Annotated in this window: 21 protein-coding genes and 1 pseudogene; 16 read left to right on the top strand and 6 right to left on the bottom strand. The window is 44.4% G+C overall.

Going from position 1 to position 20,008, the window contains the following annotated elements; translation table 11 throughout:
• Nucleotides 1-231: 231 nt before the first annotated feature.
• On the bottom strand, nucleotides 232-1,395 hold the full coding sequence (locus tag LAY41_RS14660; protein WP_249098950.1) for a response regulator: 1,164 nt from the start codon (nucleotides 1,393-1,395) through the stop codon (nucleotides 232-234).
• A 746-nt stretch (nucleotides 1,396-2,141) separates the two neighbouring features.
• On the opposite strand from LAY41_RS14660, the gene LAY41_RS14655 reads away from it, so the two are divergent.
• The 4 genes from LAY41_RS14655 to LAY41_RS14640 all read left to right on the top strand — a co-directional run bounded on the left by LAY41_RS14655 (nucleotide 2,142) and on the right by LAY41_RS14640 (nucleotide 6,623).
• Entirely contained in the window at nucleotides 2,142-2,666 is a 525-nt protein-coding gene (locus LAY41_RS14655) for a DM13 domain-containing protein (protein ID WP_249098947.1), read from the top strand.
• Between the two features lie 374 nt (nucleotides 2,667-3,040).
• Nucleotides 3,041-4,528: a TldD/PmbA family protein gene (locus LAY41_RS14650; RefSeq protein ID WP_249098944.1), complete on the top strand. Its 1,488-nt coding sequence runs from the start codon at nucleotides 3,041-3,043 to the stop codon at nucleotides 4,526-4,528.
• Between the two features lie 74 nt (nucleotides 4,529-4,602).
• A complete protein-coding gene (locus LAY41_RS14645; RefSeq protein ID WP_249098941.1) occupies nucleotides 4,603-5,229 on the top strand; it encodes a CRISPR-associated protein Cas4 in 627 nt (208 codons plus the stop codon).
• A 50-nt stretch (nucleotides 5,230-5,279) separates the two neighbouring features.
• Nucleotides 5,280-6,623, top strand: coding sequence for a TldD/PmbA family protein (locus LAY41_RS14640; RefSeq protein WP_249098939.1), 1,344 nt, complete (start codon nucleotides 5,280-5,282; stop codon nucleotides 6,621-6,623).
• A 168-nt stretch (nucleotides 6,624-6,791) separates the two neighbouring features.
• Here the strand turns inward: LAY41_RS14640 and LAY41_RS14635 are convergent, their stop codons facing one another.
• Nucleotides 6,792-7,760: a tRNA dihydrouridine synthase gene (locus tag LAY41_RS14635; protein ID WP_249098935.1), complete on the bottom strand. Its 969-nt coding sequence runs from the start codon at nucleotides 7,758-7,760 to the stop codon at nucleotides 6,792-6,794.
• Nucleotides 7,761-7,785: 25 nt separating this feature from the next.
• Here LAY41_RS14635 and LAY41_RS14630 point away from each other — a divergent pair, with 25 nt between their 5' ends.
• From LAY41_RS14630 to LAY41_RS14605, 6 genes are all read left to right on the top strand, one after another.
• Nucleotides 7,786-7,950: a hypothetical protein gene (locus tag LAY41_RS14630; protein WP_249098932.1), complete on the top strand. Its 165-nt coding sequence runs from the start codon at nucleotides 7,786-7,788 to the stop codon at nucleotides 7,948-7,950.
• A gap of 147 nt (nucleotides 7,951-8,097) precedes the next feature.
• Entirely contained in the window at nucleotides 8,098-8,238 is a 141-nt protein-coding gene (locus tag LAY41_RS32815) for a ubiquitin family protein (protein ID WP_249098930.1), read from the top strand.
• A 107-nt stretch (nucleotides 8,239-8,345) separates the two neighbouring features.
• Complete coding sequence (locus LAY41_RS32810) at nucleotides 8,346-8,495, top strand: Mut7-C RNAse domain-containing protein (protein ID WP_249098927.1); 150 nt, start codon at nucleotides 8,346-8,348, stop codon at nucleotides 8,493-8,495.
• Nucleotides 8,455-8,598, top strand: a complete 144-nt coding sequence (locus LAY41_RS14615) for a hypothetical protein (protein ID WP_249099342.1) — start codon at nucleotides 8,455-8,457, stop codon at nucleotides 8,596-8,598. Before LAY41_RS32810 ends, LAY41_RS14615 begins: the two co-directional genes overlap by 41 nt.
• A gap of 12 nt (nucleotides 8,599-8,610) precedes the next feature.
• The gene (locus LAY41_RS14610) at nucleotides 8,611-9,528 is read left to right on the top strand and encodes an alpha/beta fold hydrolase (RefSeq protein ID WP_249098925.1); all 918 of its coding nucleotides are present in this window, start codon (nucleotides 8,611-8,613) and stop codon (nucleotides 9,526-9,528) included.
• Between the two features lie 69 nt (nucleotides 9,529-9,597).
• Nucleotides 9,598-10,257: a GIY-YIG nuclease family protein gene (locus tag LAY41_RS14605; protein WP_249098923.1), complete on the top strand. Its 660-nt coding sequence runs from the start codon at nucleotides 9,598-9,600 to the stop codon at nucleotides 10,255-10,257.
• 238 nt (nucleotides 10,258-10,495) lie between these two features.
• On the opposite strand, the gene LAY41_RS14600 is transcribed toward LAY41_RS14605, so the two are convergent.
• Nucleotides 10,496-11,713, bottom strand: a complete 1,218-nt coding sequence (locus LAY41_RS14600; RefSeq protein WP_249098919.1) for a TCR/Tet family MFS transporter — start codon at nucleotides 11,711-11,713, stop codon at nucleotides 10,496-10,498.
• A gap of 90 nt (nucleotides 11,714-11,803) precedes the next feature.
• Between LAY41_RS14600 and LAY41_RS14595 the strand changes: the two genes are divergently transcribed.
• Both LAY41_RS14595 and LAY41_RS32805 read left to right on the top strand, forming a co-directional pair.
• Complete coding sequence (locus tag LAY41_RS14595) at nucleotides 11,804-12,412, top strand: glutathione S-transferase family protein (protein ID WP_249098917.1); 609 nt, start codon at nucleotides 11,804-11,806, stop codon at nucleotides 12,410-12,412.
• Between the two features lie 371 nt (nucleotides 12,413-12,783).
• Nucleotides 12,784-12,897: pseudogene (locus tag LAY41_RS32805) on the top strand (type II toxin-antitoxin system RelE/ParE family toxin); the annotation flags it as partial.
• 21 nt (nucleotides 12,898-12,918) lie between these two features.
• Here LAY41_RS32805 and lepB read toward each other — a convergent pair.
• Together lepB and LAY41_RS14580 are read right to left on the bottom strand one after the other, a co-directional pair.
• Nucleotides 12,919-14,592 (bottom strand): signal peptidase I, encoded by a 1,674-nt coding sequence (gene lepB / locus LAY41_RS14585; protein ID WP_249099334.1) that lies wholly within the window; start codon nucleotides 14,590-14,592, stop codon nucleotides 12,919-12,921.
• A 65-nt stretch (nucleotides 14,593-14,657) separates the two neighbouring features.
• Nucleotides 14,658-15,701 (bottom strand): serine/threonine protein kinase, encoded by a 1,044-nt coding sequence (locus LAY41_RS14580; protein WP_249098915.1) that lies wholly within the window; start codon nucleotides 15,699-15,701, stop codon nucleotides 14,658-14,660.
• 244 nt (nucleotides 15,702-15,945) lie between these two features.
• On the opposite strand from LAY41_RS14580, the gene LAY41_RS14575 reads away from it, so the two are divergent.
• Both LAY41_RS14575 and LAY41_RS14570 read left to right on the top strand, forming a co-directional pair.
• A complete protein-coding gene (locus tag LAY41_RS14575) occupies nucleotides 15,946-16,311 on the top strand; it encodes a DUF5678 domain-containing protein (protein ID WP_249098912.1) in 366 nt (121 codons plus the stop codon).
• A complete protein-coding gene (locus tag LAY41_RS14570; RefSeq protein ID WP_249098909.1) occupies nucleotides 16,311-16,769 on the top strand; it encodes a retroviral-like aspartic protease family protein in 459 nt (152 codons plus the stop codon). Before LAY41_RS14575 ends, LAY41_RS14570 begins: the two co-directional genes overlap by 1 nt.
• A 16-nt stretch (nucleotides 16,770-16,785) precedes the next feature.
• Here LAY41_RS14570 and LAY41_RS14565 read toward each other — a convergent pair whose 3' ends face one another.
• The gene (locus LAY41_RS14565; protein WP_249098906.1) at nucleotides 16,786-17,553 is read right to left on the bottom strand and encodes an amino acid ABC transporter ATP-binding protein; all 768 of its coding nucleotides are present in this window, start codon (nucleotides 17,551-17,553) and stop codon (nucleotides 16,786-16,788) included.
• 47 nt (nucleotides 17,554-17,600) lie between these two features.
• Between LAY41_RS14565 and LAY41_RS14560 the strand changes: the two genes are divergently transcribed.
• Nucleotides 17,601-19,127: an ABC transporter permease subunit gene (locus tag LAY41_RS14560; protein WP_249098903.1), complete on the top strand. Its 1,527-nt coding sequence runs from the start codon at nucleotides 17,601-17,603 to the stop codon at nucleotides 19,125-19,127.
• Nucleotides 19,128-19,459: 332 nt separating this feature from the next.
• The gene (locus LAY41_RS14555; RefSeq protein WP_249098900.1) at nucleotides 19,460-19,984 is read left to right on the top strand and encodes a RidA family protein; all 525 of its coding nucleotides are present in this window, start codon (nucleotides 19,460-19,462) and stop codon (nucleotides 19,982-19,984) included.
• Nucleotides 19,985-20,008 lie beyond the last annotated feature (24 nt).

The following is a 20,008-nucleotide window of genomic DNA, read 5'->3' as shown; positions in this document are numbered from 1 at the left end:
AAACGCCAACTTCAGGGACAGATTAGCGGTTTCTTAAGCTGGAAGGGCAATGCAGGTCCATTGACCTTACAGATTACCCCCTCCCTCCGGTTGAGCAAATCTTGGGCTTTCTGGTTTGGATGGTGCAGTCGGGCTGATGATCGAATAATTGCAAATTTCAGATTTCAGATTTGTTTCGCCCACAAGGGGCGTTTAGAAAACGGGGGAGTGGCTCAAGAGAGTAGGAAGTCCCTAAGTTAGGACTCGCGCAACATTGAGCGGCTGCGTTGCGGTTCCCAGTACTTCGTAGATGTCTTGCGCTTGTTGTTTGCCTCTCGGAACGACGCGATCGATCCAGCGCAGATGAAATAATTCTGGTTGATTTAATTGAGCGATAGATTCTTCGCTGGTTATAATACCACAATTGTAATGTTTTGTCAATTCTTCCAATCGCGCCGCTGTATTTACCACATCTCCTATTACCGTCGAGTCTAGACGCGAATCTGCACCCAACGCACCAATCACAGCCTTTCCTGAGTGAATGCCAATGCCGATTTTGAGCGGTTGATCTAGATTGTAGCGATCGCGTCCGCGATTAAACTCCCTCAAGCTTTCTTGCATCATCACCGCCGCACTTAAGGCATCCTGCGCGTGGTGTCCGCTGCGATCGAAAACCGCCATTAGCGCATCACCCAGGTATTTATCAATAAAACCGTTGTGGGCGATGATGCAAGAGTTCATCTGCGTAAAGAAAGCATTTAACCAATTAAAAGTTTCGCTAGCTGACTGGGATTCTGAAATAGTAGTAAACCCACGAATATCGCCGAATAAAACCGAAATTTCTTCTTCTTTAGCATTACCCAACTGAATAGATTCCACACCGCTGGGCGCAATGCGGCGGAGATATTGATCTGGCACAAACAGCCGCAATTTTTCTGAAAGCGCTTGATTAATGTTCCAAGCAGCGCACAGTTGCAGTTTGTTTTTTTCTTTGAGTTCTTCGCTAACTTGTTGCTGAATTTGTTGCGATCGCATTTGTTGAAGCCGCCAGATGCTCGCGATTTTCGTTAGCAGCAACTGACTTTTTATCGGCTTCGTCAAATAGTCATCTCCCATCAACTCCAATCCTCGTAACCTGGAATTGTCATCATCCAAAGCTGTCAGGAAAATCACGGGTAATGTTTGGCACTTCGGATCGGCTCGCAGTTGCTTGCATACCTCAAAGCCATCCATCTCCGGCATCATAATATCCAGCAAGATGATGTCCGGCGGCGATGCGTTGGCAATTGCCAGTGCTTCGACCCCTGAAGACGCTGCCAGAGTGATGTAGTCTTCTGACTGCAATAACGCTTCTAATAAGCGAATGTTATTCGGCTCGTCATCTACCAGTAGAATGCGGGGCGGGCTATTCTGCATAAATCTGACTTTAAATTGACTGTACGATTCGATCGCACGCTTGACTTGCTAATCATCCGGCCACCGACAGTAGATGCACCCGCTTCCTGTTTGACAGCCTGGAACGCTGTATAGTATTATACCTTTATCTTTGGCTGGCAAGATTTCTTAACAAATTGCAATAGTTAATTAATATAATTAAAACACAAAATTGTTATAGTCACAATCATACTTCTGACATATAGCCACAGTCAGATATGTTAAGACAGCACTCAGCACTTTGCTATATCTGCTGATTCATCCCAAGGGCGGTGAGAACCGTAAATATACTGAGCTAGGTTGACTGTGTACTATTGGCTCGCCGAAGAATTACCTAAGAGTCTGGAGTAATTTGCATATAACTCAAGTTGCTAGTTAGCTCCATTGGGGTACGTTGTTGCGCTTTAGCGCTCAAAGAGCGCTAAAGCGCAACAACGTACCGGCTCTCTTGTACTTAAGGTGATAAATAAAACTGATTAATATGCTCAAATGCTTGCTGTAGCAGGCATTTTCCATGCTCAATGCCAATGCCCAAACTGACCCAAAAAAACCGCTCTTTTCCAGCACAAGTACGAAAGAGCAATCTCTCAGGCAAATCTCAGCATTTTTAAGGAAAGTTTTCAGCTAAAAATCATTTGTAACCAAATTTATTCACCCATAATACTTTTAAAGCCAAATCAAAAACTTACATATCGCAAGGCAAAAATTGTCTTGAGGAGTTAGAATCGATGAAATTCAAACAATTGGTATTACTAGGCGCTACTTCTTTTTTAGCCTCCGCTCTCTCAATTTCGGGGTATGCAGCGCGAGTATCGGGAAATCCATCTTCTAATGCAATGAATCCGGGGGCAAACTCAAGGCTTACTAAAGATACTATGGCCCAAAATATGTCAGCAGTTATGATGTCTGGAACTTTTGTTGCAGCAGAAAAACCTACTTCTGGAACAGCTCGAATTGTCAGAGAAAATGGGCGACGCTACTTAGAGTTAGATGGGGCTTTTCGGACAAGCGATCAAGGGCCGGATCTCCATGTTCTCCTAGAAACTTCTGATAAGCCGCCCCAGTCCTATCAAGATCCAACCACTTACGTGAATCTGGGTAAATTACAAAAATTCAGCGGTACACAACGCTACCCAATTCCTGCTGCCATCAATATATCAAACTTCAAATCTGTGGTCATCTGGTGCCGTATGGCTAACGCAACTTTTGGTTATGCTACGCTTGGTGCTGCTAGGAACGCTAGTACTCGATAATTTACAGCGCTTTTCAGTTATACTTAGCACGGTCATAGAACGAGCTTTTTTAACCCAGCAGTAGGGGCGAAGCATGACCGTATTAATTTGTAGGTTGAACCCAAAGATATTTACCGGAATGCTAATGCCTACGGCACGCACTCGCGTTCGCCCCTACAAATCAAAAATAACAGTTTGTACCCGTGCGGAGTATACCCATTATCGCGGGGAGAAACCTCACCCCCCTAACCCCCTCTCCGACCTCGGAGAGGGGGAGAAATACTCCCCTCCCTGTTGCGGGGAGGGGCTGGGGGGTGGGGTTCTATTGTCCCGGCGATAGTTAGTAGCCTTGCTCAATCGCTACAATAGATTTTTGATCTAGCGTAGGACTTGTTATGGCACAGGCGCTTGCTTCCATCACTACCACTGATTTAGCTACCTTGGCGATCGATCGCATCTCCCGTGCTGGTTGTGAGTATGGGGATGTGCGCTTTTGCACATACCGTTCTCAGAACCTCACCGCACGCGATCGCTCTTTAGGTAATCTTTCAGACAATATTAGTTCTGGTTTTGGGGTGCGCGTCTTGCTGGATGGCGCTTGGGGTTTCTCCGCCAGTCACAACCAAGCGCCAGCGGAAGTAGAAAGAATTGTCGATTTGGCGATCGAAATCGCTAAAGCCAGTCGCCTCACCCAACAAACAAAGGTACAATTAGCACCAGTTGAAGCTTACCGCGATACCTACATTACTCCGATCGCAATTGACCCTTTCACTGTACCCATTGCCGAGAAAGCAGAACTGCTGCTAAAAATCAACGACCAGTTGCTTCAATTTAGCGACAAAGGCATTAAAAAAGCGTATTCTTTTCTGCGATTCACCCGTGAAGACAAAACCTTTGCATCTACAGAAGGTTCTTTAATTCAACAGACAATCTATCGCAGCTATCCGGGATTTGGCTGCACTGCTGTTGCCAACGGCGATGCCCAAAGTCGCAATTACGAACGTCCTCCCCTCAATCAAGGCTACGAATATATTGATACCCAAGATTTGCTAAACCAAGTAAATCGGGTTGCAGAAGAAGCGATCGAAAAAGTTCACGCGCCAAAAAGTCCTTCTGGTATTCGTACCACGCTTATTCTCAAACCAACAAATGTCTGGTTAACCATCCACGAATCTGTCGGACATCCTACCGAACTCGATCGCGTTTATGGGTACGAATCTAACTTTGCCGGAACCAGCTTTGCCACTACCGATAAATTGGGCAAACTCCAGTATGCTGCACCTTGGGTCAATTTTAAATGCGATCGCACGCAACCGGGAGGACGCAGCACAATCGCCTATGATGATGAAGGCGTTCCCGCGCAAGATTGGTACGTCGTCAAAGATGGCATCTTAGTAGATTATCTCACCGATCGCGAAACAGCTTATCGTCTCGGTCGTCCCAGCAGCAACGGTTGCGCCTACGCCGATAGTTGGTCTAGCGTACCGATGGTGCGGATTCCCAATTTAGGATTAGAACCGGGTCCTGATGGTGGTAAACATACTGCTACTTTAGCACAGATGATTGCGGATACCGAAGAAGGGATTTTAATTGACGGTATTGGCAGTTTTTCGATCGACCAACAAAGACGCAATTTCCAATTCGGCGGCGATGCCTTTTGGAAAGTAGAAAAAGGCAAAGTAGTGGGAATGTTAAAAGATGTGACTTACCACTCCATGACTACTGATTTTTGGAATAGCGTTGATGCGATCGGCCCCGCTTCCGAGCGTCAACAATGCGGTACAAATATGTGTGGTAAAGGTGAGCCAATGCAGGTAGCACAGATGACTCATGCTTGCGTACCAGTACGAGTGAGAAATATCCATATTGGAGGAGCATCATAAATTGACACAGTTACCCCCAAGGATTGGGGGTAGTCAGTTATTTTCATTTACCACCAACAGCGGAGAAATTTAAAATGGTTCAAACATTCCAAGCTAAAAATATAACCATCCGCGACTTGATAGACAAATTTAGTCTTCAGTTTGTAGAAGACCTGCAATTTTTTCGAGAGTGGCAAGAGAATTTACCCGACCTCACAGACTTGGAAAAGCAACTATTAGATAAAGTCAAAGCAGGCTACATTAACCTACTAAACTACCCACCTGTTCTCGAAAATGTAGTGAAAATGTCAATGCTAGACCCGATTTTATTTATCGGTGACTTTTATCTAGCTCCTTTCCACGTCAAAGCAGAACAATCGGTCAGCATTGCCGAAGAAGATGAAGGTGTTATCATTACTGGTAGTCTAGATGTTCTAGTGCTAAAAGACCAATTTTGGGTAATGGTTATCGAATCTAAAAAATTTGATTTTTCCATAGAAGCTGGACGCGCCCAAATCCTTGCCTATATGTTAGCCAATCCTCACCCAGAAAAACCCAGCTATGGTATGATAACGACTGGAGGCAGTTTTATCTTCCTCAAATTAATCAAAGGAGAAAGACCGCAATATAGTCTATCGAAGACATTTGTAACTCTTAACCCAGGAAATGAATTATATGATGTTCTGCGAATCCTGAAGCGTCTATGTGAAACAGTTGCTTAGCAGAAACAACACTCACTTAAAAAATCGTCAATCCAAAATTACCAAGAGCCATGATAGCAACAGCATCAAATCTGATCGGCGAAGACAGAGCATTATCCCTGATCGATTCAGTGATTAAACAATCTGAAGCAGAAGGAGTATTTGTCAGTCTCAGCAATAACTCGGAATCGCTCAGCCGCTTTTCAGAAAATCAAATTAGTCAGAACATTAGTCGCACTAAATTTAACCTCAACATCACCAGCTATTTCGGCAAAAAGAGCGCGTCTAGTTCCACAACAGAGTTAGATGCAGATGCGATCGCATCTACCCTCCGTCGTTCCGAAGAACTAGCCAGAATTGCTCCCGAAGATCCAGAATGGGTGCCACTTTTAGAACCGCAAAACTACGAACAACGCACTCCAGCTTTTGATGAAACTACCGCAAATCTTTCACCTTTAGAAAGAGGAAAAATTGTCCAGCGGGTGTGTATTTTGAGTGGAAAAGCTGGCGTCGATGGTTCCGGTACACTGAGTACAGAAGCTTCCCTGATAGCGATCGGCAACTCCAAAGGTTTGCGTGCTTGCAATCAAGGAACAGAGGCAGATTTTAGCTTTACTGCTAGGATTGACGATGGCTCATCCTGGGGGAATCGCACCGCTTGGGCTATCAATTCTTTGCCGATAGAAACTTTAACAGAGCAGTTAATTGAAAAAGCAATTAGCTCTCGCCAACCCCGCGAAGTCAGTCCGGGAAAATATCCGGTAATCTTAGATGCAGCAGCTTTTGGAGATTTACTAAGTTGGGTAATTTGGAATCTCGATGCGCGGGCGGCGGATGAGGGCCGATCGTTCATGTCTAGCACCGATGAAAAAGGTAAACCGGCGGGTAACCGTTTGGGTGAAGCAATGTTTAGCCCATTAATTCAGGTGCAGCGAAATCCGGCGCATCCCCTGCTACAAAGCGGCACTTTCTTTGGTGATGGTTTAAGCAATAACTACTTAGAAATCATCAAAGATGGCGCTACTAAAACTTTGTCCTATAGTCGCTATTGGGCATTACAAAAAAGCCAAGAACAGACTGGTGCAATGTATCCCTTTGTCATGTCTGGTACAGAGCAAAGTTTAGCCGAATTAATTGCCCAAACAGAACGAGCAATTTTGGTAAGTCGTGCCTGGTACGTGCAATATGTCAATCCTCGGACATTAGAGGTGACAGGCATGACTCGCGATGGTACATTCTGGATAGAAGATGGTCAGATTAGTTACCCGATTAAAAACTTCCGTTTCAACCAAAGTATCCCAGAAATGTTGCGGGATGTTGATGCTATAAGTACTGTGCAACGCTTTGGCAGTAGTGTAGTGCCAGGAGTGCGCGTAAAAGCGTTTAATTTTAGCAGCATCACCGACAGCGTTTGATATCATGTCCGGTAGCATCGTTTATCTAAAAAACTCCTGTTCTTCTTCTTATCTGCGTTTATCTGCGTTCATCTGTCTTCATCTGCGGTAAAAATTTAACCAACGATGAAAACAGACAATTTGACGACATCACTCATGTACTAACGATGCAACCGGACACGATATGATTTATGTGGATGCAGAGTGGGCAGTCTCGCAGCTAGGACGAGCCACAAGTCCAGGATAAGGCTCCAAGGCAAATTCTTGGTCTGGGCCGCTTAATAAATAGCGATCGCATACTCCGAATAGTTCAGCTTCAGTCTGGGATTGGCGCATATCCTTTAAGAAACCTCCAGCGGCATCAACACCTTGACCGATGAAGTTTAGATACATCTTCATATTGTTAACACGCGCACGCTCCGGTACAGTCGGCGCTGTCGTAGTTTGACGCAGTAACTCAATGTAGTCGCGAACTTCAGCCAGAGTAACGATCTGCACAGATTGACCGCTCAGATATTCGCGAATTTGCTTAAAAATCCAGGGGTTTCGGATCGCAGCGCGACCGATCATTACCCCTGCGGCTCCTGTAGTCTCCAGGACGGCTGCTGCTGTTGCGGCAGATGTTACGTTACCGTTTGCTAAAACCGGGCAATTAACCCGTTGTACGGCATAGGCAATCAGATCGTAATGCACAGGGCTATGATACATCTCCTTAACAGTACGACCGTGCAAGCTCAGCAAATCGATGTTGTGCAGGTTAATCAAGTCGAGGATACGATCGAAGTTAGCGGTATTTTCAAAGCCAATTCGCATTTTAACTGTCAAAAGTCCATCAACAGCCCCCCGCAATTCACCAAGGATTTGGCTGACTTTTTCAGGATCGCGCAACAGCCCTCCACCCACATTTTTGCGGTAAATTCTGGGAGCAGGGCATCCCATATTGAGGTCGATACCCGCTACTGGGTAGCCACTCAAATCTTTCGCAGTGCGTACTAAGTCGGGAATACTTTCACCGATGATCTGAGCAAAGATGGGGCGTCCGGTGGAGTTCTCTGTAATCGATCTGAGGATATTTTTATCTAGACCTGAACTAATATGGACGCGAAAATACTCAGTAAAGAAATAATCGGGACTGCCATAATTAGCCAGAGCGCTCATAAAGTGCAAATCCGTCACATCCTGCATGGGAGCAAGCGCTGTCAAATTAAGTCCCAGATCGAGAGGAGCAGGAAGTAGAGCAGCAGAAGGGCAGAGAGGCAGAGGGGCAGAGGAGCAGAGGGGCAGAGGGGCAGAGGGGCAGAGGGGCAGAGGAGCAGAGGAGCAGAGGGGCAGAGGCATAAAAATGTGATTTTTTGAACTAAAGCATAACAACTTCAAAAGATGCTGATTCTATCAGTATATTCCACTCCCAATTTATCTGGATACTCTGCATCCAAGTTTCTCGTTACTAGGCTCAGCCTTCAGCATCAGTTAATCTAAAATCTCAAATCGAAGAATGCCAATAGTTAATTTCTCCTTTCATACAGAACTGAATTTCTTCGTGCCATCCAATAGAAGAAATATCAGATTTAGTCATATCTTTGAAGAATCACCCTCAATCAAAGACACGAGCGAATTGTGCTTGATGTCCACTTAGGAAGGTTAGCAGCGTCCGGTTCTTTCGTGTCACATAACCTGTAGGGAAACGGCATAATTAAATATTTTGTATGAACGACATATTTATGATGCCGTGTCCCTACAAGAATGTTCATTTATGGAACATTAGCAGGCCGGATTCCGAAAGACACGGAAAGCATAAATAAATTCCATCGCTGTAAAGATTGCAGCCAATTTTTTTGGAAGGGTTCTCATTATGACAAAATGCGACAATTTATTGATCGAGTACTTGGCTGATGATATAATAACTGAAATTCGGCTTCCACCGATAGACCGGATTGAGATAACAACAGCGGTGGCGAATGGAATGAAACAATTGCAGCAGCTTAGTCTAATTTGAAGGGTGGTAACTATGCAAACAGTTTTAACTGAAAATACACAAACGCAGTTTTACACTTGGAAAAATTATCGTTGCGCCTACGAACTTTATAACCCAAGCAGTAATGATGGGATTCCCCTGCTGTTGATTCATCCGATCGGTGTTGGGTTGTCTGGAAATTTTTGGCAACGATTCTGTCGCCAATGGTATGTCGCAGGAAAGCGCAATCCCATCTACAATCCCGATTTATTGGGATGCGGTGATAGCGATATGCCTCGTGTGGCTTATCATCCTAGTGATTGGGCAAAACAGTTGCATTACTTTCTGCAAAATGTGGTAAAGAAACCAGTAGTTTTAGTAGTGCAAGGCGCGTTATTGCCTGTAGCAGTTGAATTAGTGCAATTAGCGAAAGAATCTAATTTAATTCGGGGATTGGTATTATCGGGGCCACCAGCTTTGAGGTTGATTAATACTAACACACCAGAGCGGCGGCATAAAATCAATTGGAATATCTTTGATTCTCCCGTTGGGAGAGCATTTTTTGAATATGCTAGAAGCCGCAAGTTTTTGCGAAATTTCTCAATTCGGCAACTTTTTGCTGAGGATGAGAAAGTGGATGCTGAATGGTTGGATATGTTGAAAGCGGGGGCGAAAAATGCTGCCAGTCGCTATGCTGTGTTTTCGTTTTTGGCTGGGTTTTGGCGACAGGATTATCAAGATGCGATCGCGCAAATTTACCAACCAACTTTAGTAGTCATGGGAGAGACAGCATCCAGTATCAGTCGAGAAGGAAAAAAAGAAACTCCAGATGAACGTTTGGCTGAGTACTTAAGCTGTTTGCCTTCATGTCGCGGGATGAAAATTAAGGGAAGAAATGTTTTACCTTACGAAGAAACGACGGAATTTATAAATGCCATAATACCATTTATAAATGAGATGGCATCCGTTTAACGACATCACCAAGATCCCATTTGCCATATAGTTAGATTTGAGTAGGTTTTAGAGCGCGGAGAAAAACTGGTGGAAACAGAGAATAATTTGCAAATTGAGCATCAAAATGTACCCGTCGAACATCAGGGACTGCACAGTTTTTTGTATAGTTCCGAGGAAGAACACGCTGTCACGGCGGTAACGGCGTCTCCTGACACCCTGAGTGATGGTTCGCAAGTGCTACCGTTGGAGATTTGGTGCGATCGCACCCAAAACGCTAAAATCGCAGGAGTGTACGCCGTCTTAGACGCCAACCGCCAGACGCAATACATCGGTTACTCGCGCAACGTACTGCTATCCCTCAAAGGTCATCTTACCCAAAACGGTGCAGAAACTTGTGCCCTCGTGCGGGTACAACCGTTCAAATTCCCCAAGCGGGAAGCAATGGAAGAATTGCGAGATGCGTGGCTATCCGAACTTGACTATATTCCCCCAGGAAACGGCGAAATGAGCCAAATGTGGGCTGCTACAGTCGGTGAAGTGGCAAAGGCGGCGATGTCGGCGGCGGAACGCCAAGCTTACGAAGAGAAAAAACTCAAATTGCGAAAAGCGATCGCGGATACAACACTAAAAACAGAAACCGAAAAACTTAATATAAGTGATGATGAGCAACGTCGTCGCCTGGAAGAAGCAGTGAAAAACGATGACTGGAGTGGTGTGATCGACACTCAAACACAAGAAACTCGGTAAACAGATTTTAGATTTTAATTCAATCTAAAATCTGCAATTTTAAATCCCTAAAATTGTAGGTTGGGTTGAGCGACAGATCAACCCAACAAATTTTAGATCGCAAATCATGTCCTTACGCATCGGTCACCTAAAAAATTCGTGTTCTTATTCTTATCTGCGTTCATCTGCGTGTATCTGTCTTCATCTGCGGTAAAAATTTAACCCACGATGACAACAGAAAATTTGACGATATCATTCCTCAAACCAACCTACGTTTAGAAAAAGTTGCGATCGCTAACCACAACGCCAAAGCGAAGAGAAACGCACCTAAGAAGAAGGGTATTTCCGGTAAACGAATTGAGGCCCGATCGGATGTAAAGTAACCGAACAAATTAGTAGCTAGCAGCGGGCCGATAATACTTGCCAAAGCCGTCAGAGAAGACAAAGCACCTTGAATTGCGCCTTGTTCTTGGGAACTCACTTGAGCGGAAACCAATCCTTGAGCTGTTGGTTTAACAGTGAAATCAAACCCATTCAGCACAATAATCCAGTACAACATCCATCCCGCAGTGGCAAAAGCGTAGAGGAGATAGCCAATCATGCTAAAAGTTAGCCCTACGATAATTATTTTTCTAGAACCGAAGCGAGAAATTAGCGGTCGGATCAAACCTCCCTGGACAGCCGCCGTCATCACTCCCAGCAACGCCAGAGACAGTCCAGCTTGGACAGTTGTCCATGCAAACTTATAAGTAGTAAATAACACCCAAGTACTGATAAAACATTGCAGAGCAATATCGGTACATAACATAATTGCTGCCAAACCAAAGACGATCGCATTTTTTCGCAACAACCCCAGAGAAGCAACTGGGTTAGCGCGAGACCAAGAAAAGGAACGGCGGTGTTCTGGTGAGTGAGACTCCGATACAACTAGAATTCCATACAGGAGATTCAGGAATGTGATTATAGCTGCAACTGCGAAAGGAAAACGCAATCCCCAAGCGCCCAGCAAGCCGCCCAAAGCTGGCCCTACGACCCATCCCAAAGCAAGGACGGCTCCCACCAAGCCGAAATTTTTTGGTCGTTCTTCCGGGGTGCTGACGTCTGCAATGTAGGCAAAAACAACAGCGACGCTGCCACCAGTAAGACCATTAAGGATTTGTGCGGTGAATATCCAAGGCAGAGTGGGGGCAAATGTCAGGCCGATATAGGTTAGCCCCGTTCCAAAGAGGGAAAATAGCAGTACTGGTTTGCGACCAAACCGATCGGAGAGAGCGCCCTGGATAGGGGAGAATACAAATAGCATGAGGGCGTAGCTAGTCGTGACAGCCCCATAATAGTAGGAGGCGGTAGAAACATCACCGATAAATCCAGCAATCAGTTTAGGAAGAATGGGAGCGCTAAGACCAACCCCCATCACGTCTATGAACAAGGTGATTAAAACGAAAATAAGACCGGGCGGGCGCTTCAATTTCATCATCAATATCTTTTCAATTCATACGTATTGTAGTATTTACCAGCATAGACTAAACTCTAAAACTGTTGATTTCGATACCAGATATACAAGTTTATGAGCAGAGTTTTGTACTACGCACAACGATCGCCTTACGCCCGGAAAGTGCGAATCTTGCTAGCCGAGAAAAATTTGCCTTGTGAAATGAAGGAAACCGATATTATGAATAAATCGCCGGAATTCCTGCAAGTTTCTCCGATCGGCAAAGTGCCTGTGCTGGTAGATAAAGATGGCACCACGCTTTGGGATTCTACCTTGATTGTGGAGTATCTGGACGAAACTTATCCAGAGCCGAGTTTTTATCCAAGCGATCGCAAAGAACGCCTAGAATGTCGGAAATGGGAAGATTTGGCAGATACTTTGGCAGATAATATTGTAGCTTTGTGGTTACAAAAGCGCAAAGGCGATCGCGCAGATTCTGGAGATGTCGCTAAATACCAAGGTGCGATCGATCGGCTTTTACCAGTTTTGGATGAGAAATTAGCTGCATCTAGCTATTTGTTAGGAGATAGTTGGACGGCGGCAGATGTTGCTTTATTATCTGCTCTAGGTTATTATAGTTTGCGTTTTGGTGAAGATTGGCAACAGCAATATCCGAAGTTGGGGGAATGGTTTAAGAATTTGCACGAACGGGAATCGGTAAAATCGACTGTTCCTGTGGGGTAAAGCTGAGTGCGATCGCACTTTCACCCCATCCAAAAGAGCGATCGCTAAAAAGTGGATTAAGAAAATACAATTAAATTTATAATTGCTGAAATTGCGCTAATAACCAAGCCCCTACCTGTGCCTGATTTTCATCGCGACTGCGCCGTAAAGCTTCCTCTAGCAAAGAAATTGGCAATCCAGGTAAAATTTCATAAATTCATCCCAAGTTGCTACTACCCAGGTGTCAGTTAGTAATTTAGTTTCTAGTGTAGTCATCGCTTACCTCTTTCATAATATTATAGGCGTTTGCACTTTCTATTATGATAAAGAAAAAAGAGCGATACGGCTAACGCCACGCTTCGCGATCGCGCTTTCTGCCATATTTCATCAATATGGCTAGCATAAACTGGACAACTCAAGCTTTAGCTGATTTGGAAGCAATTGGTGATTTTATTGCGCGAGATGCACCGAGTTTTGCAGAGGTATTTGTAGAACGGGTATTTCAGGCGGTAGAACTCTATTCCTTACTATTGAACATTTCCAATACGGTTAAGAGGCCAAAATCTTGCGTATACTTTGCCAATAATAAGATCGTGAGGGACAAAACCCCAGTGGTGGCTATCATAACTCTTGTTTCGATTATCCCCTAACACAAAATAAGAATCAGGAGGTACAGTCACAGGGCCGTATTCATATCTAGCAGGCTCGTCAACATAATTTTCCTGTAGTGGCTGATCGTTAATAAATACCTGCCCACCTTTTACTTGTATCTTTTCACCAGGTAAACCGATTACGCGACTAAGGTGGTAACCAGGTTGGTTCGCTTTCATCTGCGCCTCAGTAGCTAAAAATATGATAATATCCTGGCTCGAAGGACTATAGAACCTGTAAATAAGCTTGTCTACCATTACCCGGTCTAAAATTTGTACTCCCGGTAACATACCACCACTGATGATATATAGAGCCTGACAAATGAATGTTCTGAGTACAAAAAAAGACAATAAACTGATTATTATTGCCTTAATTGTTGCTAAAAATTTATTGTTTTTGCTACGAATAACATAACCAACAATAGTGAATAACCATAAAAAAGGTATGCCTACCACCAGTGGCGCGTAAATTCTCGGTAAAACAAATATAAAAATAATAGGCAACAAAAAAAGACCCCACCAACTCAGAAGTAGATAACTAAGCAAAGGCTCCTTTGCTTCCTTTTTAGGTAAAGTTTTGCTGGGGGTAACTGAAGCTGGCGGAGTGATAGACGGAGCTTGAGGGGGAACAGATTTTAATTCTAGTTTTGGTGTCTGTTTTGGCTGCAATGGTGGTTTATCAACCACTATTTTAGGAAGTGGATTAATCACCTCTGGAGGTAATGGCACTTCTAACAAGAATAGCCATTCGTACATTGACTGGGGGCGATCTTGTTTCTCAAATGCGATAGCTTTGAGAATTGCCTTATTTACCCTGTCGCTGATTCCCGGATTAAGCTGCTTCGGTGGAACTAATGGATCTTTTTCGCCTTTGCTAATATCATCATCTCTGTCATAGGCAGACTCAGGTACTTTTGCTGTTAACAAAAAATACAGCGTTGCTGCTAAACCATAAACATCTGTATATGCACCTCGTTTATGCCGTCTGCGATACTGTTCTATTGGCGCATAGCCATCAGAGACTCCTACTGTATGAGTTTGTGTCTGGTCAGGGTTAAATTCCCTTGCAATTCCGAAATCAATCAAGACTGCTTCCGAGCGATGAGAGCGCAGTATGATGTTGCGTGGGTTAATATCTCGATGCAACAACTTGTCTTTGTGAACTTCGATCAGTGCCTCACCAATCTGCTCAATATATTGCAATGCTTCAGATTCCTCCATTGCACCGCGATTGGCAACGCGAACCGCCAAAGTTTCCCCAGCAACATATTCCATCACCATGCACCACAGCGATTCCTCTTGGAATACATCGTAAAAACGCACGATATGACGATGCCTAAATTTCTGTAGCTGTTTTGCTTCCGCAAGGAAATTTTGTAATAGTTGCTCGGATTTAGAACTGTATTGCGTTGTTTGATGGGGAGTTTTAATCGCAACCAGTTGTCCGTTTTGCATCCTGGCTAGATAAGTGATACCACAGCCACCTGTTCCGAGAACATCTTCGATAACGTACTTACCGTCCTGCAACTTTTGCCCTTTTGCCCAAGCCATAATCAAATACCATTAGATAAATGTACTAATTTTGAGATAGCAATTTGATGGAGTATGGTACACCGCTACTTTTGTGGAAGCGGAGTTTCAGGCGGTGTAGCCTGGGAGTTTGGTGTCGCAGTTGGTGATAGTTTTGGAGAAGGCTGGAAGAAACGCTCCATGACAGGCATCCATCCGGGAATTGCTGCTATGACTGCTATCACTATACCTATCACTGCTGCCAGTGCTGCCACTTTATTCCAATCTTGCGGCGAGGATTTATCTACTGATTTTGGCACTGAGCTAGAACCAACGCTCGGTAGTTCCAATAAATTTAACCATGCCTGCATAGTCTGAGGACGAGCATCGGGGTCTAGCTTCATTCCGTCGATGATAGCTTGGTTGACGCGATCGCAAATTTGAGGATTAATATCTTTTGGTGGAATTAAGCTAATATTGGACAACTTGCGATCGATCGCACTGGTGGGTAATTTTCCAGTTAATAAAACATATAGTGTCGCTGCCAGAGAATAAACATCAGTATATGGCCCCCTTTTAGCCGTTCGAGAGTACAGTTCCGGCGCAGAAAAACCTTCAGCCATCTCCTCTGGGCGAGTTTGGGTAAGTTCGTGGTCAAATTCTCGTGCTAGCCCAAAATCAATCAGCACAGCTTCCGACTTACCATTGCGGACTCGCACCATAATATTGGCTGGCTTCACATCCCGATGGAGCAAACCTTGACTGTGTACTACTGTCAACGCTTCACCAATTTGTTTGATGTAGTGCAGCGCATCTTCCTCTGGTAATCTATTGTGAGCGCGGCTAGCCAAGTCAACCCCATCAACGTACTCCATCGGGATGCACCACAGCCCACCCTCTTGGAATGGCTCCTCAGCCTGCACAATATTGGGATGTCTGCACCTCGCCAACTTAAATGCTTCTTTAACGAAATTTTGCTGCCATCTATCAAAATCTGGCCCCGTCAGTAACGCATCGTTCAGTGTCTTAATCAAAACGCCGTCGCCGTTCCTATCCCTAGCCAGATAGGTAATGCCAAAGCGACCCCGCCCCAACTCCTTCTCGATGGTGTACCTGCCGCCGTGCAATTGTTGCTTTGGATTGAACGCCATTGCTCACGCTTCCGAAACGCTTGCATTTATTTTGACACAACAATGGGAAATATCTCTAAGGTGCGATGCGAGTTTCCCCTCTGTCTCTGCCAAAAATGCGATCGCAGCCAATGCTTACCCATTCCCCTCAACAGAATACCCAGTAAATATTCCTCCATTATGATGAAGTTAGGATTTTGGTAAAAAGTCGAATAGGATTGTATAATAAACTTGAATAACTATTCACAAATTGATAAGTTTTGATATGAACTACACTACTCCAGAAGATTTTATCGAGGAAATGCGACAAGCCTTATCTAGCGGCAACCATACCAAAGCAGAACAGCTTTCAATACAAGCGATCAAACATTACCCTGACAATGAAGACATCAAAAAGTGTGCATACATTCTAGCACCAGCTAAAGCAACTGTGAGCAAAAGAAATGACATCGATCGCGAAGGTTTAAAAAAGAGTCGAGAATGGGTAAACCAGCAGCGAATTAACCGTAAGTATCTCAATCAATGGGTAGCAGTACAAAATGGCAAATTATTAGCCGCAGCTAATTCTATTGATGAATTATTTGAACGAGTAAGCGATACCAAAAATGTACTATTTACGGTGATTTATTAATGAGCTTGTTACTGTATTCTGACGGTGAAACTTTTGCTACTGGTGCGATTATTTATCAATATGCACCTGCAACCCCCAGTGAAACTACAAATCGGCTCGTTCTGACTGTAGCTGTTGAAAACGTAATCACCCAAGCTATAGTTGATACAGGTGCGCCTTATCCAATTATTGCACCCAGAGTTGCAAGAAATGCTGGTTTGGATCGCCTTCCTATCTTAGAAAGAATCACTATGTTAGTTAGAGGTATGCGATTAGAGGGAGGTTTGATTCGGGTAACTATGACCTTGATAGCTGATGAGGGTGACGATCTAGATGTACCTGCTACAGCTTTTATTCCTGATGCGGAAGAATACTGGGGAAATTTTCCTTCTTTTATCGGTCAAATAGGCTTTTTAGAAAGAATCTGCTATGCCGTTAATCCATCAACTAATACCTTTTATTTTGGGCCGCTTTCTTGACGATCGATTCGTGAATTTATAACGAAGTTTGGGCGAAATTCATCCGACTCAGAAAAGCACGCAATCGATCGCACTTTGGCTCCGTAATCACCGCCCTTGCCGCCCCTTCTTCCGCCACCCGACCTTTATCCATAAATATGACCCGATGCGCCACATCCCGCGCAAACTGCATTTCGTGCGTTACCACCACCATCGTCATTCCTTCATTAGCCAATTGCTGCATCGCTAGCAGCACTTCCCCTACTAACTCCGGATCGAGGGCGCTGGTGGGTTCGTCAAAGAGCATGATCTGCGGGTTCATGCACAAACTGCGTGCGATCGCAACTCGTTGCTTCTGTCCCCCAGAGAGTTGATCTGGATAAACTTCTGCTTTTTCGGCTAAACCAACCTTTTCCAAATAAAACCGCGCCTGTTCCTCACTTTGGGAGCGAGATTTCCCCAATACCTGACGTGGAGCCAAGGTTAAATTTTCCAGTACGCTTAAATGAGGGAACAAGTTAAACTGCTGAAAAACCATCCCAACTTGCGATCGCAATCTGCGTAATTCGGTTTGGCTAAGTTTCGGATGCGACAAATCCATCCCATTGACTATCAAACGCCCGCCATTAATAGCCTCTAAGCGATTGAAGCAGCGCAACAAGGTACTTTTCCCACAACCGCTCGAACCAATCACCGCCACCACTTCCCCACGATTGATAGAGCCGCTAATTCCTTGTAGGACTTTAAGAGAACCAAAATTTTTCTCAACATTCTCAAATGCGATCGCTGGGGTATAATCCTGCATAACTGAGTTTAGTATATTTCTACTTAGCTTATTTTAAGGTAACCCATATGCACAGATTATTTCAATCTCGTAAGCTAGGCTGGGGTTTGGTTCTCAGCTTGTGTTTGTCGATCTTATGCCTTTCCCTTTTCATTACCAGTCCTATCAAAGCCCAAAAAACGCTTAAGGTTGCCACAGAGCCAACTTTTCCGCCCTTTGAGTTTCAGGGTAAGAAGGGGGAGTTAGTAGGTTTTGATATTGATTTGATCGAGGCAATTGGTAAAGCCGCTGATTTCCAAGTTCAATTTCAGAATATGCAATTTGACGGCCTGATCCCGGCTTTGCAGGCAAAAACTGTGGATGCTGCGGTGAGTGCAATGACAATTACTCCCGAACGTCAAAAAGCCGTAGATTTTTCGCGTCCTTATTTCAAAGCTGGATTAGCGATCGCCGTTAAAGCTGACAACCAAGATATCACATCTTTAAAAAGTCTGCAAAACAAGCGCATAGCCGTGCAAATCGGCACTACTGGCGCTTTAGAAGCTAAGAAAATCCCCGGCGCTAAAATTCGTACCTTTGATAATGCACCTCTATCCCTTCAGGAATTGCTCAACGGTAATGTAGATGCCGTCATCAATGATGCTCCAGCAACTCTCTATGCGCTCAAACAAAATAATCTCAAAGGACTAAAAGTTACATCCCAATTGCTTACAGAAGAATACTATGGCATTCCTACACCTAAAGGCTCTCCCAATTTAGAAGACATCAACAGGGGACTGACAACCATCCTCAACAATGGCACCTACGAACAAATTTATCGCAAGTGGTTTAACGCTCAACCACCACAACTACCCGAAACCACCAGCATTGATAATGCCACTAGCTCCATTAATACTATTACCATCATTTCAAACGCTCTCCCCAGCTTATTGAAGGGCGTAGTAGTAACGCTATATCTAACCATATTGTGCGGATTTTTGGGAATGATTGGCGGTTCGCTAATTGGCATTGCCCGCCTCTCATCAATAACTCCATTGCGCTGGGCAACCACAGCGTATATCGACTTTTTCAGGGGTACACCCTTGCTGGTGCAGATTCTGATGATTTATTTTGGCATACCTGCTCTAGTGCAAGGATTTGGGATAAAATTCAGTCTGAACCCTTTTATGGCAACTGTGTTGGCGCTAAGTCTCAATAGCGCCGCCTATATCGCTGAGATTGTCCGCGCCGGTATCCAATCTATTGAAAAAGGACAGACAGAAGCTGCTGAGTCCCTGGGTTTGGGAAGTCTAGAAACTATGCGCTATATTATCTTTCCCCAAGCATTGCGACGGATGCTACCACCGCTAGGAAGCGAGTTTATCACCCTGCTTAAAGACACTAGCTTGGCATCGGTGATCGGTTATCAAGAGCTATTGCAAGAGGGACGGCTGATTATAGCAAATAACTACCGTTCTTTTGAAATTTTTGGCACTGTTGCCCTGATTTACCTGGCACTAACATTCCTCTCCTCTCGTGTTTTTAATTTATTAGAAAAAAGGATGAACCCGGTTAATAAGCCGACTCAAGTCAAGCTTCCATTGACTGCGGAATAAACCAATACCTCAACACTAAATAGGTGGGGGTAAATAAAGTGAACTCCCAGAAACCCGGTTTCTTAGAGAAACCGGGTTTCTAAGGGCAATGATTGCTCTGGAAATCTTGATTTTTACCACTGACAACTGACAACTGACCACTGACCACTTGCACTAGTAGGTATTGGTGGCGCTTTAGCGCTAAAACGCCACCAATACCTTTTGTATTATTGTTAAGTTGGATTACGGTTTTTGTTACAAAGTATGCAATTAACGCATAGTAACGTTAGGGCGTCGCAGTTTACGGGCAAACTGATCGATATCGCGATACGAAGCAATAAGGAATCTATCTAATGAACAACATCACTAGATTTAAGCCAATTCTGCTAATTTTGGGAATAGTTGCAACATTGGTAGCTTTGGCGTGGCGAGTAGATGCAGCAGAGATTATACGCTATCGGCTTGACCCTAGTTCGCCTTATGTCAACCAATTTTTAGAATCTGTTGCAATTCCTGGTAATAAAGACTTATTATTTCTGAGCGGCATGGTTCCGCCTGCGATCGATCCCAACGCCGATCCCAATACGCCCAAAGCGTATGGGGACACAAAGACTCAAACCAGAAACATCCTCAAAAACATTGAATCAATTCTTAAAAAGCGCGGCTACTCAATGAGTGATGTCATCAAGGTGCATGGATACCTGGTTGGCGATCCATCTCTGAACGGCAAAGCCGATTTCGGAGCGTTTCAGGAAGCATATGCAGAGTTTTTTGGCAACAGCAAACAGCCTGAAATTCCTGTGCGGACTCGTACCCAAGTCACGCAGCTAGTGGGACCCGGATGGTTGGTGGAAATCGAAGTAGTAGCGGCTAAGTGATCGATCGCTAAAAATCTTATCCCT

The sequence above is a fragment of the Argonema galeatum A003/A1 genome, assembly GCF_023333595.1.
In the GTDB taxonomy this organism is placed as follows: domain Bacteria; phylum Cyanobacteriota; class Cyanobacteriia; order Cyanobacteriales; family Aerosakkonemataceae; genus Argonema; species Argonema galeatum.
This window is presented reverse-complemented; position numbering and strand designations above follow the sequence as displayed.